Annotated in this window: 13 protein-coding genes and 1 pseudogene; 8 read left to right on the top strand and 6 right to left on the bottom strand. The window is 44.6% G+C overall.

The window, feature by feature from the left end; all coding sequences use genetic code 11:
- Positions 1-44: 44 nt before the first annotated feature.
- Positions 45-1268 carry a CaiB/BaiF CoA transferase family protein gene (locus tag C3420_RS07050; RefSeq protein WP_103800026.1) on the bottom strand — a complete coding sequence of 408 codons (1224 nt, stop codon included), beginning with the start codon at positions 1266-1268 and terminating at the stop codon, positions 45-47.
- Positions 1269-1627: 359 nt separating this feature from the next.
- On the opposite strand from C3420_RS07050, the gene C3420_RS07045 reads away from it, so the two are divergent.
- The 8 genes and pseudogenes from C3420_RS07045 (at position 1628) to C3420_RS07015 (ending at position 10388) form a co-directional block, all read left to right on the top strand.
- On the top strand, positions 1628-2899 hold the full coding sequence (locus C3420_RS07045; RefSeq protein WP_103800025.1) for an MFS transporter: 1272 nt from the start codon (positions 1628-1630) through the stop codon (positions 2897-2899).
- A 25-nt stretch (positions 2900-2924) separates the two neighbouring features.
- Positions 2925-3524: pseudogene (locus C3420_RS07040) on the top strand (enoyl-CoA hydratase-related protein); the annotation flags it as partial.
- Positions 3525-3536: 12 nt separating this feature from the next.
- On the top strand, positions 3537-4694 hold the full coding sequence (aliB, locus tag C3420_RS07035) for a cyclohexanecarboxyl-CoA dehydrogenase (protein WP_103800024.1): 1158 nt from the start codon (positions 3537-3539) through the stop codon (positions 4692-4694).
- Positions 4695-4742: 48 nt separating this feature from the next.
- The gene (locus tag C3420_RS07030) at positions 4743-6071 is read left to right on the top strand and encodes an AMP-binding protein (protein ID WP_103800023.1); all 1329 of its coding nucleotides are present in this window, start codon (positions 4743-4745) and stop codon (positions 6069-6071) included.
- 910 nt (positions 6072-6981) lie between these two features.
- Entirely contained in the window at positions 6982-7113 is a 132-nt protein-coding gene (locus C3420_RS17795) for a hypothetical protein (protein WP_004647016.1), read from the top strand.
- The gene (locus C3420_RS07025) at positions 7106-7549 is read left to right on the top strand and encodes a CopG family ribbon-helix-helix protein (RefSeq protein ID WP_004280384.1); all 444 of its coding nucleotides are present in this window, start codon (positions 7106-7108) and stop codon (positions 7547-7549) included. Before C3420_RS17795 ends, C3420_RS07025 begins: the two co-directional genes overlap by 8 nt.
- 11 nt (positions 7550-7560) lie before the next feature.
- Positions 7561-9369: an allophanate hydrolase gene (atzF, locus tag C3420_RS07020; RefSeq protein WP_103800022.1), complete on the top strand. Its 1809-nt coding sequence runs from the start codon at positions 7561-7563 to the stop codon at positions 9367-9369.
- On the top strand, positions 9366-10388 hold the full coding sequence (locus C3420_RS07015) for an ABC transporter substrate-binding protein (RefSeq protein WP_103800021.1): 1023 nt from the start codon (positions 9366-9368) through the stop codon (positions 10386-10388). The genes atzF and C3420_RS07015 overlap by 4 nt, the downstream gene beginning before the upstream one ends.
- An 88-nt stretch (positions 10389-10476) precedes the next feature.
- Here C3420_RS07015 and C3420_RS07010 read toward each other — a convergent pair whose 3' ends face one another.
- From C3420_RS07010 to C3420_RS06990, 5 genes are all read right to left on the bottom strand, one after another.
- The gene (locus C3420_RS07010; protein WP_004280373.1) at positions 10477-10806 is read right to left on the bottom strand and encodes a DMT family transporter; all 330 of its coding nucleotides are present in this window, start codon (positions 10804-10806) and stop codon (positions 10477-10479) included.
- An 8-nt stretch (positions 10807-10814) separates the two neighbouring features.
- Positions 10815-11696 (bottom strand): hypothetical protein, encoded by an 882-nt coding sequence (locus tag C3420_RS07005; protein ID WP_103800020.1) that lies wholly within the window; start codon positions 11694-11696, stop codon positions 10815-10817.
- On the bottom strand, positions 11693-12700 hold the full coding sequence (locus tag C3420_RS07000) for an isopenicillin N synthase family dioxygenase (protein ID WP_103800019.1): 1008 nt from the start codon (positions 12698-12700) through the stop codon (positions 11693-11695). The genes C3420_RS07005 and C3420_RS07000 overlap by 4 nt, the downstream gene beginning before the upstream one ends.
- Before the next feature lie 77 nt (positions 12701-12777).
- On the bottom strand, positions 12778-13659 hold the full coding sequence (locus tag C3420_RS06995; protein WP_103800018.1) for an ABC transporter ATP-binding protein: 882 nt from the start codon (positions 13657-13659) through the stop codon (positions 12778-12780).
- A complete protein-coding gene (locus tag C3420_RS06990) occupies positions 13659-14603 on the bottom strand; it encodes an ABC transporter permease (protein ID WP_103800017.1) in 945 nt (314 codons plus the stop codon). Before C3420_RS06990 ends, C3420_RS06995 begins: the two co-directional genes overlap by 1 nt.
- Between the last annotated feature and the right edge of the window lie 268 nt (positions 14604-14871).

Here is a 14871-nt window from a genome sequence, read left to right as displayed (position 1 = left end):
AATAAAAAAGGAATCGCAAGATTCCTTTTTTACTGCTTGCAGGCTTATCGCTGCTGGATGACTTTTTTGCTTTTCAGTTCTTCTATTTCAGCAGAACTTAAATATTGATTCAAAATGGCATCAGTATCTTCACCCAGACAAGGTGGGGCCTTTTTATATTCTACCGGTGTCTTGGAGAGTTTAATCGGTGAACCGATTGAGGTGTAATCTTCACGTAAGGTATGCGGCATCTGGATGACCATCTCACGTGCCAATACCTGCTCTTCTTGCAAAGTCTGTTTCAGGTCATTAATCATTCCTACCGGTACTTTAACCGCATGGATTAAATCCACCCAGGTTTTTGCCGGTCGAGTATAGAAATGAGCCTGTAGAACTGTGGTCAGTTCTTCACGATGTGTAACACGTCCAGAATTTTTCAAGAAGCGAGGATCTTCTGCCACCTTAGCCAGACCAACGGCCTGACACAAAGCTTGAAATTGCAGATCATTACCGCAGGCAATAATAAATTCTCCTTCCTGGGCTTTAAACACCTGATACGGCACAATATTAGCATGTGCATTTCCGAAGCGACCCGGAACTTTGCCTGAGGTGAGATAATTCATGGCCAGAACGGAGAGGGAGGCAACCTGGGTATCCAGCAGTGCCATATCAATATACTGACCTTCACCGGATTTCTCACGGGACAACAAAGCCGCCTGAATGGCAATTGCGGCATATAAGCCGGTGGTCAAATCGGCAAAGGCCAGACCCGCTTTTTGCGGGCCACCACCGGGCAGGTCATCACGTTCGCCAGTGACACTCATCATGCCGCCCATTCCCTGAACGATAAAATCATAGCCCGGCTCTTGAGCACGCGGACCGTACTGGCCAAAACCGGTAATAGAACAATATACCAGTCGCGGATTTAGCTGACTCAGACTTTCATAATCCAGCCCGTATCGTTTCAACGAACCGGCTTTATAGTTTTCAATGACTACATCCCTTTGTTCAGCAAGTTTTTTGATAATACGTTGACCTTCAGGTGTAGATAAATCGATTGCAACCGAGTGTTTTCCACGATTGGCCGACAGGTAATAAGCCGATTCATGGGTATCTTCCTGTTGATTATTTTTAAGCCAGGGTGGTCCCCAGATACGGGTATCATCCCCATGATCCGGTTTTTCAATCTTGATCACTTCTGCACCCAGATCAGCCAGAATCTGGCTACACCAGGGTCCAGCCAAAATCCGGCTTAAATCCAGTACACGAAATCCTGTTAAGGCACCCATTATTACGCTCCCTGTTCGATCTTATTCAAATGAAATATCGTTCTTATCCCTTTTTTAAAAGCTATATGAAAATGAAAGAACAATCAACTTTATGATAATAAATTCCGCATAACAAAATAAAACATCTAAAATGATTGAATATTCATCTTATTTTCTTTAGCCTGATGCAAATATAAGCATGAACGAAGAACAAGAGGTCACTGATAAAAAGGAAAAAAGGGATCTCCAAGACAGGATTAAAACAGGAGTCAATCAGGTGAATTAAAAACGGATTAGCCTTAAAGCATATTCATTAGTGGAATAGCTTTAAATATAAAAAGATCATGAAAACCTAAGGATAGGAAAACAGAGATTTAAATATGACGGATTTAGCTAGAGAATTAGAAAAGATTAAACCTACGACCAAACGAACCCAGCAAATTGCTTTCATTTTCGCCTTTCTGGCTCTACTGGTAGATGGCGCGGACATGTTGCTGCTGTCTTTCAGCTTAAACAGTCTGAAAGCAGAGTTTGGCTTAAGTAATTTACAGGCCGGTGCATTGGGCAGTTTTACCCTCGCGGGTATGGCAATTGGTGGTTTTATGGGTGGCTGGGCCTGTGACCGTCTAGGTCGTGTACGTACCGTGGTCATTTCAATTCTGGTGTTTTCTATATTAACTGCGGCTTTGGGCTTTGCACAAAACTTTGAACAGTTTGCTATTTTACGCTTTCTTTCTGCCTTTGGCATTGGCTCTTTATATATTGCAGCCAATACGCTCATGGCTGAATATGTTCCAACTGAATATCGCACCACGGTTTTAGGTACCTTACAGGCAGGATGGACCGTCGGTTATATTGTGGCCACTGTACTGGCAGGATGGATCATTCCGGAATATGGCTGGCGAACCCTGTTTTTTATTGCCATTATTCCCTCGGTTATGGCGATTTTTATCCAGAAACTGGTTCCTGAGCCAGAATCCTGGCAGCGTGCACGTTTGCAGCGGCTATATGCCCCAGCTGAAATCACAGCACAGCAGCCCGCCAAAAAAAGCACAGTCAAAGAGATTTTCGCGGATCCTGCGAATCGCAGAATGTTCATCTTGTGGATCTTTACGGCCGGTTTTCTGCAATTTGGCTACTATGGCGTAAACAACTGGATGCCGGCATATCTGGAATCTGAATTGCACATGAATTTTAAATCCATGGCCGGCTATATGATTGGTACTTATGTGGCGATGATTTTCGGCAAAATTCTAGCGGGCTTTGCCGCAGACCGTCTGGGTAGACGCGCTGTCTTTTCGTTTGGAGCAATTGGAACGGCGATTTTCCTGCCCGTGATTGTGCTATTCAATACGCCAGATAACATTGCCTATCTGCTGATTTTCTTTGGCTTCCTGTATGGCATTCCATATGCGATTAATGCCACTTATATGACAGAAAGCTTCGCCACCTCGATTCGGGGTACTGCGGTAGGCGGTGCTTATAATGCAGGCCGTATTGGCGCCATGTTTGCCCCTGCGATTATTGGCGCGGCAGCCAGCGGAGGTTCGATTGGCCTTGGCTTCCTGATTATGGGCGGTGCCTATTTCTTGTGTGGGGCAGTGTCCGGAATATTCATCAAAGACCGTCAATACGATCCACAAAAGGCATAATTTCAACTTATAAAAAAAGAGCCTGTTTTGTACCGGTGGTGACCAGTCCGCACATGATGGCAATTATGATGGCCGCGGCACGATCGGTTTACCGATGGAAGAATTACATACCGCTATCCGTGATGTGCCTAAACCGGTAATTGCACGCGTACAGGGCTATGCCATTGGCGGTGGCAATGTACTGGCAACCATTTGTGACCTGACCATCTGTTCAGATAAGGCGATTTTTGGTCAGGTTGGTCCAAAAATGGGATCGGTTGATCCGGGCTATGGTACGGCATTTTTAGCACGCGTCGTGGGTGAGAAGAAAGCCCGTGAAATCTGGTATATGTGCCGCCGTTATTCTGGTCAGGAAGCTGTGGAAATGGGCCTGGCGAATAAATGCGTACCGGCCGATCAACTGGATGCCGAAGTGCAGGCTTGGGCTGAAGAAATCTGTCAGCGTAGTCCGACTGCCATAGCAATTGCCAAACGTAGTTTCAATATGGATACTGCGCATCAGGCCGGTATTGCCGGCATGGGCATGTATGCGCTGAAACTTTATTACGATACTGAAGAGTCTCGTGAGGGCGTCAATGCACTGAAAGAAAAACGTCAGCCTGAATTCTGTAAATATGCTAAATAAGGAGACTGGCTCATGAAAAAGAATCCTTATATTACTGAAGATCTGGAATTTTTAGCAGAAACAGCAGAAAAGTTTGCCCAGAAATATATTGCCCCCGGTTTTCTGGAACGAGACCAAAGCCGAGTCTTTGACCGTGATCTGGTCAAAAAGATGGATGAAATGGGCTTTATTGCACCTGAACTGCCGGAACAGTACGGCGGTCAGGGCATGGGCAGACTGGCTGCCGGAATTATCCATGAAGCGATTGCCAAAGCAGATTTAAGTTTTTCCTATATCAACCTGCTAGCTTCCCTCAATGGGCAGATTCTGGCTGAACATGGTCAGCCTGAAGTAGTTGAGCCTTGGTTGAAAAAACTCACTGCAGGCGAGGCTATCTTTTCAATTGCCTTGACCGAGCCGCGTGGTGGTTCAGATGCAGCGAATTTACGTTTAAAGATTGAACGTGATGGCGATGAATATGTGATTAACGGCGAAAAGACCTCAATTTCTGCGGCCGATCAGGCAGATGCTTCTGTAGTGTTTGGCCGCACTGGCGCTAATGAAGATGGTGCGCATGGCGTGACAGCGCTCTTGGTTCCGATGAATTTACCGGGCATCAGTACCACACGATTTGACTGTCATGGTCAGCGCGCCATTGGTCGTGGTTCAATCTTCTTTGACAATGTTCGTGTGCCAGTCAATCACCGTCTGGGAGATGAAAACAAAGGTTTTGTGCAGGTGATGCAGGGCTTTGATTTTTCACGCGCACTGATTGGCTTGCAGGTTTTGGCCGTTGCCCGGGTGAGTCTGGATGAAGCTTGGGAATACGCCGCCCAACGTGAAGCTTTTGGTCAGCCATTGACTGCTTTTCAGGGAGTTTCACATCCTCTGGCAGAATATGAAACCCAGGTTGAAGCGGCACGCTTACTTTGCCTGCAAACCTTGTGGTTTAAGGACAATCATCTGCCCCATACCTCTGAAGCGGGCATGTGTAAATGGTGGGGGCCAAAACTGGCCTATGATGTGATTCATCAATGTCTGTTGACCTTTGGTCATGCCGGTTATGACCGTGGTGTGATGGAACAGCGGATGCGGGATGTACTCGGTTTCCAGATCGGTGATGGAACAGCCCAGATCATGAAAACCATTATTGCACGGCATAAGGCAGGACGTAAGGCTGTACCAGCTTAAGGAAAATAAGCACAGGCCTGAACTAAAATTATAATGAGGAGTAAGCGAATGGATTTCGATGCGGTTTTGATCCCGGTCAGAAAAGAGGTTATGCTTAAACAGGGATACTGGTTTAATCAAACGATTCTTGATTTTTTACGTAGTGCCGTAGAAAAAAATCCGGACAAAACAGCTTTAGTAAGCGTTAAGGTCGAGAATCAAACTGAACAGACTTTCAGCTATCAGCAGCTTTGGGAAATGACCAATAAAATTGCCTTGGGTCTGAAACAGCTGGGTGTCGAAAAAAATGATGTGGTGTCTTGTCAGCTACCGAACTGGTGGGAATTTACCTTGCTTTACCTGGCTTGTAGCCGTATCGGTGCTGTATTGAATCTACTCATGCCGATCTTTCGTGAGCGGGAACTGGAATTCATGCTCAAGCATGGTGAATCCAAAGTTTTTGTTGTACCGGCGCCCCAGACCGGTTTTATGTATGGCCTGATGATGCCGATTCAGCTGAATACCACAGTGGTGTTACAGGATGTCTGGGACGTAGTCAAAGCCGTAGATCTGATTCATCAGCATCAGGTGAATTTCACCATGGCCTCGACTCCATTTTTGAATGACCTGTCTAATACCGTGGCAGAACAGCATGATAAAGTCGATTCACTAAAGATTTTCCTATGTGCCGGTGCACCGATTCCAGGTCCACTGGTGCAAAAAGCCCGGGAAATTCTGGGTGTTAAAGTCATATCCGCTTGGGGTATGACTGAATGTGGTGCAGTGACGCTGACTCGACCTGAAGATGAGGATGAGCGCTCTTTCAATACCGATGGCATCGCTTTGCCAGGTGTGGAAATCAAGATCGTGGATAAAAAAGGTCAGGCCAAAACCGTGAATGAATCCGGCCGTTTGATGATCCGCACCTGTTCAAATTTTGGCGGTTATTTAAAACGTCCACATTTAAATGATACAGATGCTGAAGGCTGGTTTGATACCGGTGATATAGCCTATCAAGATGAGCAGGGCTATATTCGGATTTGCGGACGTAAGAAAGATGTAATTATCCGTGGCGGAGAAAATATTCCGGTCGCAGAAATTGAATCATTGCTATATAAACATCCGAACATTGCAACAGTAGCTTTAGTGGCTTATGAAGATGAGCGAATGGGCGAACGTGCCTGTGCAATCATCAAGCTGAAAGATCAGGCAAAACCGTTAAGTTTTAATGAGCTGGTAGATTTCCTGAAAGCCCATAATCTGGCCATGCAGTATCTTCCGGAACGTTTGGAAATCTGGGAGGATATTCCGATGACGCCATCCGGGAAAATCCAGAAATTTAAACTCAGAGAATTACTGGCTCAGCATATTGCTTCTACAGCAGCTTTAGTAAATTAATAACAATAGGGTAAGTTTATTACCATGGCACCAGTGGCTTGATAAGATACAAAGAAGAAAGCCTCCTTAGGCGGTTTTTCTTCTTTTATTGTCTTTTCTATCCAATTTTCAATACTCATCTAATATTCACTATAGGCATCAGTAGGGTTGGAATCATAGCAATCTATGTAATCTGAAAAAGTATTATTAAGTGTGAATTCAGAAAGTGGTTTTTTACTTTTGACTGTTATTCCATTTCGAGGATATTTATATTATGTATATACGCCTAATAGTAGCTCTACCTAATTCCCCAGCACATTTAATTTCATATTTAACCCATAGTCTATTTGCTATCTCAGATTCAATAAGATTAATTAGATAATTCTTTAAATTGAATACCGATCCAATTTTTGATAGTTCTATCACCACCACATTTTACAATTTCCTAATCATGAGCAGAAAAGAGATATTACTCAATAACTTTATTTCAAACGATATCGTTTTGGTGCAAATCTGTTCACTCTTGGCGCATAAACATTTGACCAATATTTTTAAGCACTTTTTATTTTAATAAATAACTGTTTTTAGATAATTTTATTTATAAAAAATAAGTTGGCACACTTTATGCTTTTATTTATATACAACTATAAATAGAGGAGAACAAAACACTTGATCACTCATTACAAACATCGGTTAACCATTCATGTATAAAAAGAATAGCGAGGACATGAGCAATCTAAATGGAATAAACCGGTGAAATACAAAACTTACTTTTGCTTTAGAACAAGCCCCATCTCACTGTTATGGGGCTTTTTTTCGCCTTTTTACCCAATTTTATTTATCACCTTCCAATAAGCACAAACTGGCACGCTTTCTGCATTTTCCTAAGTAATACGAAATTCTGGTTTTGTAATATCCACAGGAGATGCACATGAACAATCCGACATCAAATAAAAAAATGCATCCATGGCTTCACTTTCTGGTTGAGCTGCTCAGCGTACGCGCAGGCTTTCACATTAAACAGTCTTCCCAATACCAACCTAAGGATCAACATCGTGCCTAAACAAAAATTGGCACGGATCAGTATTACCGTGCCAGAAACCACGCTACATGCAATGGATCAAAAAATTGTCGAGCAGCACTATGAAAGCCGCTCGCAGGCCATAGTCGACATGATTAACCGCCACCTGATTGATGATCTGGTGATTCGCGATGAAGTCATGGTTGGCACACTTACCTTGCTCTATGACGTCAGTCTGAAACCGCTGCGCAGTCAACTGGTCGATCTGCAACAGCAGTATCTGGCACAAGTGATCAATTCACTGCATATCCAGCTGGATGATGAAAAAATCCTGCAAGTCATGCTGATGCAGGGCGCGAGCAGTGACCTGAAAGAAATTAGCGAACAATTTATTGCACTGAAAGGCGTGATTAAAGGGCATCTCGAACTGATGGATGCCGTCATGCCGCCCATTCCACAAAATACCGAACACACTTAAGGAGAACAGCTGTGCACAACTTATGGACTGTACAGGACTGGCAACACGCCTACCAGAATAACAATATCCTGCTCAGTGACCTGATTCAGTATGTTGCCGAGTTTAAGAATGATGATCATGCCTGGATTTCAATTGCGACAGCCGCACAATTACAGGCACAAATTGATGCATTGACTGGTGCAGATAGTGCAAGCTTGCCACTTTATGGGGTGCCATTTGCGGTCAAGGACAATATTGATGTTGCAGGGTTCTATACCACAGCGGCTTGTAAAGAAGCAGCTTATCTGGCGACTTCCGATGCAACAGCAGTAGCCAAATTAAAAGCTGCCGGTGCAATCGTCGTGGGTAAAACCAATCTGGATCAGTTTGCGACAGGTCTGGTTGGGGTGCGCTCCCCATACGGCGCAGTGAAGAACAGCTTTAATCCTGAATATATCAGTGGCGGTTCGAGCTCAGGTTCCAGCGTGGTGGTAGCCAATGGATTAGTACCATTTTCACTGGGTACAGATACTGCAGGTTCAGGACGTGTACCTGCAGGACACAATAACATTGTAGGACTCAAACCGACCAAAGGCTGGTTCTCGACTACAGGCCTGATTCCGGCTTGTCGCACCATCGATGTGATTTCGATTTTTGCCTTAACGGTGGATGATGCCTGGCAGGTGGCGCAAGTCATGCAGGACTATGATGCCAGTGATGATTATTCCAGAATGCATCCTCAGAATGTACCGAGCCAATTTTCAAAAGGGAAAATTGCCATTCCGGATACACTGGAATTTTATGGCGATGCTGAAACTGAAAAAGCATTCCAGCTGGCGATCACACGTGTACAAAGTTTGGGTTATACGGTTGAGCCGATTGATTTTGCTCCATTTCAACAACTGGCGACTACACTTTACAACCGCTCTTGGGTGGCTGAACGTACCAGTGCCGTGGAAAAAATGGTGCAACGCGAGCAGACCCATCCGGTAATTGGCCAGATTATTGCGCAGGCTGACCGGTTCAGTGCGGTCGATGCCATGCAGGATGAATATGAACGCGCTCAATTGGCCAGAAAAATTAATGTGGCACTTGAACCATTTGATGCCTTGATGGTGCCTACGGCACCCACCATTTATCGCATTGCAGAAGTAGAAGCGGATCCTCTGGTCAAAAACAGCCACATGGGCGCTTATACCAATTTTGTCAATTTTGCCGACCTGTCGGCTTTGGCGCTACCCAATAGCATTCGTGCCGATGGTTTGCCAACGGGCGTGACCTTTATTGCGCCAGCTTGGATGGATGAAGCACTGGTCAAATTCGGGCAAAAATGGCAGCAGGCAAGCCAATTGAAGCTAGGCACCTCTGAACGCCCATATGAAAAAACAACTGAAATCTCATCAGGTCACAGTGTCAAACTGGCTGTCGTCGGTGCACATCTAAGCGGAATGCCGCTGAATTTTCAGCTGACCACACGTGGTGGCACCCTGATCAAGCAGACCCGGACTGCTTCGCATTACAAACTCTACGCTTTAAAAAATACCACACCGCCAAAACCTGGCCTGCAATACAACGCGAAAGGTTTTTCAATTGAAGTAGAGGTCTGGGACATTCCGCGTGCAATGTTCGGGGACATTGTTGCAGAAGTTCCGGCACCTTTGGGGATTGGTAATGTCCAGCTGATTGATGGTACTTGGGTCAAAGGCTTTATCTGTGAAGGCTATGCACTTGAAGATGCCACAGATATCAGTCATTTCGGTGGCTGGCGCGAATTTATGAAATCTAAACAACTTTCAAATACCAAATTTAAATGTGAATGCATAGGGGAAGTCGCAAAATGATCAAAAAAGCACTGATGTCCGTTTCCGTACTGTCTGCAATCCTTTTAAGCGGTTGTGACAATACCGCTAAAGTACCTGAACCAAATGCCAAGGCAGAAGGGAGTGTGACTACTCAGCCCATCCGGATTGGTTATAGTGACTGGCCGGGATTTGTGGCCTGGCAAGTGGCGATTGAGAAAGGTTGGCTAAAAGAAGCAGGGGTAAATGCCAATTTCGAATGGTTTGACTATTCAGCCTCACTGTCAGCTTTTGCTGCAAATCAGCTGGACGCTGTACTGGTCACCAATGGTGATAATCTGGTCACTGGCTCTGGCGGCACCAAGGGTGTGATGATCATGGCGACTGATTATTCAGCTGGAAATGACGTGATTATTGCCAAGAATGGTATTAATTCGATTCAGGATCTGCGCGGTAAAACAGTTGCGACTGAAAAAGGCCTCGTCGATCACTTGTTACTGTCCACTGCACTGGATGATGCCAAAATTGGCATGAATGAGGTCAAACTGGTCAATACCATGACCAATGAATTGCCACAGGTGTTTGCCACTCCTGATATTGATGCGATTGCAGTATGGCAGCCAGTGGCAAATCAGGCTCTATCTGCAGTGGCCGGTTCAAAAATCATTTTCACCTCTAAAGACAAGCCGGGATTAATCTACGATACCTTGACCGTGAATCCTGCCCATCTGGAAGCCAATAAAGAGCAATGGAAAAAGGTGATTCAGGTCTGGGATAAAACCGTCAAATACATCAATGATCCGGCGACTCGTGAAGATGCCGCACAGATCATGTCTAAACGTGTCGGGGTCGATGCGAAAACCTATATGCAGTTCATTGATGGTACGCATTTACTTGATCTGGCCGCCAACAAGAAAGTCTTTACCAAAGGTGATGGTTTCGACTCGATCTATGGTTCCAGCTATCATGTGAACAAGTTCAATGTGGCCAACGGCATTTATACGACTGAAATGAACGTGGATGGCGTTATTGTTCCCACATTAGTACAAGAACTCAAATAGAGCATATCTCCTCATTCGGGAATGTAATCTAAACCCATAAAAAATCCCCAGATTGGGGATTTTTTACTATCAGATGAATATCAAAAAGTTAAAGCTGCGTACTTTTGGAAAAGACATTGATAAAAATAATGCCAATGATCATAAACGCCAGACCGATCAGCGCAGGAAGATCCAGTTGCTGTTTAAACACCAAGAGACCAACCGTTGAAATCAGAATAATGCCAGCACCAGACCAGATTGCATAGGCAATGCCCATTGGAATGGTTTTCATGGTCAGTGACAGGAAAAACAGGGCAACGGCATAACCGGCAATGGTGGCAAGTGAAGGCCAGAGCACGCTAAAACCATTGGAAGCTTTCAATGCAGAAGTTGCAATGACTTCTGCAATGATGGCAATCGAAAGATATAAAAAAGACATATTTCTCCCTATAACACCCGTTCTGCATGCTGCATCAGGTGATCCTGTTCTGACTTCAGCCAGCTTTCAGCTTGTGTAGTCGTTGGCGTCCTGTATTGAAATTGGTAATCTGGCTGGTATATATCCAGTTCAAAAATCAGGTCAATGTCGCGACCATCTAAAATGACATGCTGAACCAGACTGCTTTCATTGAGAACTTCAAAATTTTCCAGCTTAAAGGCTTTGCCTGTCTCACTGCTGCGGGTACTGTAAGTTTTAGCTTGACCATCAGTCCCGATAGAAACCTCAAAACTTTCCACCAAGGCAAACACGGTCGGATCGACAGCTTTAAAGTCCATTTGAGCGACTATACTTTGCACTTCAGGCAAACGCGTCAGGGCATAGGCAATATGATCAGCGCAAATAATCAGGCCACCATCCATTTCCAGTGTCTGACCAGATTGAACATCAATCGCAGATTGCAGCCGCAGCCCTAAAAATAGGCCATGTTGTACCTGCTGGCGCCAGTCTTCCACATAGACATTGCTTGGAGAAAATTCCAGAATGCAGTTGCCAATCGCATGCAACTTGGCTGGTTCCGGCCACTGCACATGATTCTGGTAATTGGCGTAGTCTTTCACTTCCCAGGACAATAGCTGGCTAGCGCTATCCCAAAGCGTATTGCCAATCCAGCCTTGGCGTTGCTGAACAGCAGTTCCCGTCTGGCTTTTTAGACGCAGATCAATGGTAAAACTGCGTGACTGGAACCAGTACACGATGGTATTTTCATCGGTCAGACCATTATAAAAACTGATACTTTTACGCCGGAAAGCACCGTATAAAAAACCCGGAATAATCTCTGGCTGAGGGATAGTAGGCTTTAAAGTTTTAATCACTTCAAACAGATTCATGATGCTGTCTCCACCTGTTCTTCAAGTCCAAAAGAGGAAAGTGGTACAGCATTTTTTAAGACCAGTTCACCGCTAGCAACACGTTGTTTTAAGTATTGAAAGGTCTGGGCAGTCTGATTAAACAGATGCTCACCCCCGATCAGGGCAGAATATTTGGAATTTTCAGTGTGAATCACCGGTTCAATCACGGTGTCATAATTGCAGGCGCAAAACAGCGGGAATGAATAACGTTCTTCCGAGACCTTTTTCACGCGGTGCTTGGTGGCGAGATATTTACCATTCGACAGAATTTCCATCATGTCACCGATATTCATCACCAGTGTGTTTTCAATCAGTGGAATGTCGATCCATTCGCCGGCTTTATTCAAAACCTGTAAGCCGGGTGCGGTGGGTAACAGCAGGGTAAAGCATTCGTAATCGGTATGTGCGCCAATCCCTTCGGCGTCCTTCACTTCAGGATTATAGGGATAATGAATCAAGCGTAGCTGACTTGGTGCATCAGTAATCTTGCTTTCAAAAAAGTCCTCACGAACGCCCAACGCTAGTGCAAAGGCAGAAAAAATCTGCCGGCTGATCTCACGCAGATGGCTGTAGTATTGGCTGACAATAGACTTGAAATCCGGATGGTCTGGCCATAAGGTGGGGCCAAGTAAAGGACAGTTTTTTTGTGTACCCTGATAATCATAATTGACATCATAGGCTTCTTTTAAATCATAACTGTTGCCGGCAAACTGTTCTTCGCCAATCGGCACATAGCCACTATGGTTTTTTGATTTGCCAATATAGTGCTGCATTTTGGTGTCCAGATCCTGAGAAAAATAGGACTGGGCCATTTCAATCAGGGTTTTAGCGTAGTCAAAATTAAACTGGCTACCTTGCAGATAGAGAAATCCAACTTCTTTACAGGCATGATCCAGAGCATTTGCTACTTCTACACGATCGGCTAAATCCGGACTTTGCAATTTTGAAATATCAACCAGTGGGAGTACATATTGCGCTTGCATGACAATCACCTCTTATGTTGGTCGTCCAACACAGCGATTAAAACCTTCGGGTCGTCCCAAAGGCATTTTGAACAAGATTATTTATTGCTGCTGACCTTGGTCATACGCGGAATAACCGGCAGTTCTGCCAGTGCCGGATCCAGTTCATCTTCTTCAGCATGCACCAGATAATCGACACGTTGTCTTAACTGTTTAAATTCAGGACTAAGTATGACGTCTGGATGGCGTGGACGAGGTAGATCAACTTCAATAATTTCCTTGATTTCACCCGGATTGGCTTTCAATGCTAAAATCCGGTCGGCCAAAAGAATGGCTTCATCCATATCGTGAGTCACAAAAATGATGGTGATATCAATGTTTTGCCACAGGTCCATCAGGTGACGTTGCATTTTTTGCCGGGTATGCGGATCAAGTGCACCAAAAGGTTCATCCATCAGCAGGATTTTCGGTTCATTGACTAAAGCCCGGGCAATCGCGACACGTTGCTTCATCCCGCCAGACAGCTCATGCGGATACTGGTTTTCATACTTTTCCAGACCAATAATATTGATCCATTCACGTGCCTGCGCTTCGGCCGCCGCACTACTTTGGCCTTTCATGCGCGGACCAAACATGACATTTTCCTTGACGGTTTTCCATGGAAATAGGGTATAGCCCTGGAACACCATGCCACGCTCCGGACTTGGGCCGGTAATGGGCTGTCCATCCACCAGAATCTCACCACTACTATAAGGATCCAGACCGGCGACGACACGGCTAAAGGTTGACTTGCCGCAACCGGAAGGACCAATCACACAGATAAATTCACGCTTATGAATTTTGAGATCAAGGGCATTTAAAACCGTACGTTCGGTTTTGCCATGACTGAATTTTTGTGTCAGTTGCTTCGCTTCCAGAATCACCGGACGGCTATAAATCTTGTCAAAGTATTCGCGGGTATTAAATTCAGTGTTTTGCATCAGTTGGCTCCCGGTTTCCATTTAAATAAGCGTTGTCCCAGTTTCATTAAAATCACATCACAAAGCAGGCCAATCACTCCAATAATCAGGATCGCGGCAAAGACATTATCAAAGTTCTGATAGCGGGCTTGCTGGGTAATGAACCAGGTAATTCCGGAAGTACTGCCAATTAATTCAGCCACAATCAGATAAGTCCATGCCCAGCCAAGCAGCACCCGCAGATTGCGGTAAATTTCCGGAAGGGCTGCCGGAATGACGACATGCAACAGGCTTTTCAGTTTATTGGTGCCTAGGGTAAAACCGGCTTCGATCAGGCTGCGATCCACCAGACGTGTGGTATTAGCAATAATCAGGATTTGCTGGAATAAAGTTCCAATCACAATGATGGCAATTTTTGGTGCATCATTAATGCCCAGAATTGCCACTGCCAGTGCACCAAAGGCCGGAGCAGGCAGATAACGGAAAAATTCAACAAAGGGCTCGGTCAGCTGGGAAATTTTATTGGAGAATCCACATAAAATACCCAGTGGAATACCGACCAGGGAAGAAATAAAGAACGCAGTAAACACCAGTTTGATACTGTGCCACAGACTTTCATGAAACCAGGGCGCATTGGCCTGAGCCGGCTCCGTGGTAAAAGCTGTGACCAAAGCAATGGCAACTTCATGGGGTGCAGGCAGATAAATCGGATTCACCAGAATACCTTGCGGTGGGGCAAGACCCAGATCTACCGCAGACTGGGCAGCAGAAAAAAACAGGTTTTTATCAATAAGACTATCCACCTGTAAATAGGCAACACTACCTGAATCCGTAATCTGGACTTGTGGATGCCAGATAAATGGCAAATAGCTGACTGCACACCAGATGAGAATTGGTATTAAAAACGACCCCAAGCCAAACAGTAACTTATTTCTTTGACTGAGTTCACGTGCAACGTAACTCATAGTGTTGCCCCTCAATATTACAAATTTTATAAAACGTAATACTGACTAAGCAAAATGGATGCCATGATTAACTAAAATCTTCAATTTGATAAAAGAATCTGATATTCAAAAATCATTAAAAAATAAAGTTTTTGACTTACTTAAATTAACCTTCTGGTTACGTATAAAAACATAAAACATAACATTTCAGTCTTTATTGGTTATTTTTTGATCCAAACTATTTCATATCTTTACATTGGTTTAATTCAGTTTTGTTTTTCTTTAAGGT

Source organism: Acinetobacter sp. ACNIH3, from assembly GCF_002918965.1.
Classification (GTDB): Bacteria; Pseudomonadota; Gammaproteobacteria; order Pseudomonadales; family Moraxellaceae; genus Acinetobacter; species Acinetobacter schindleri.
This window is presented reverse-complemented; position numbering and strand designations above follow the sequence as displayed.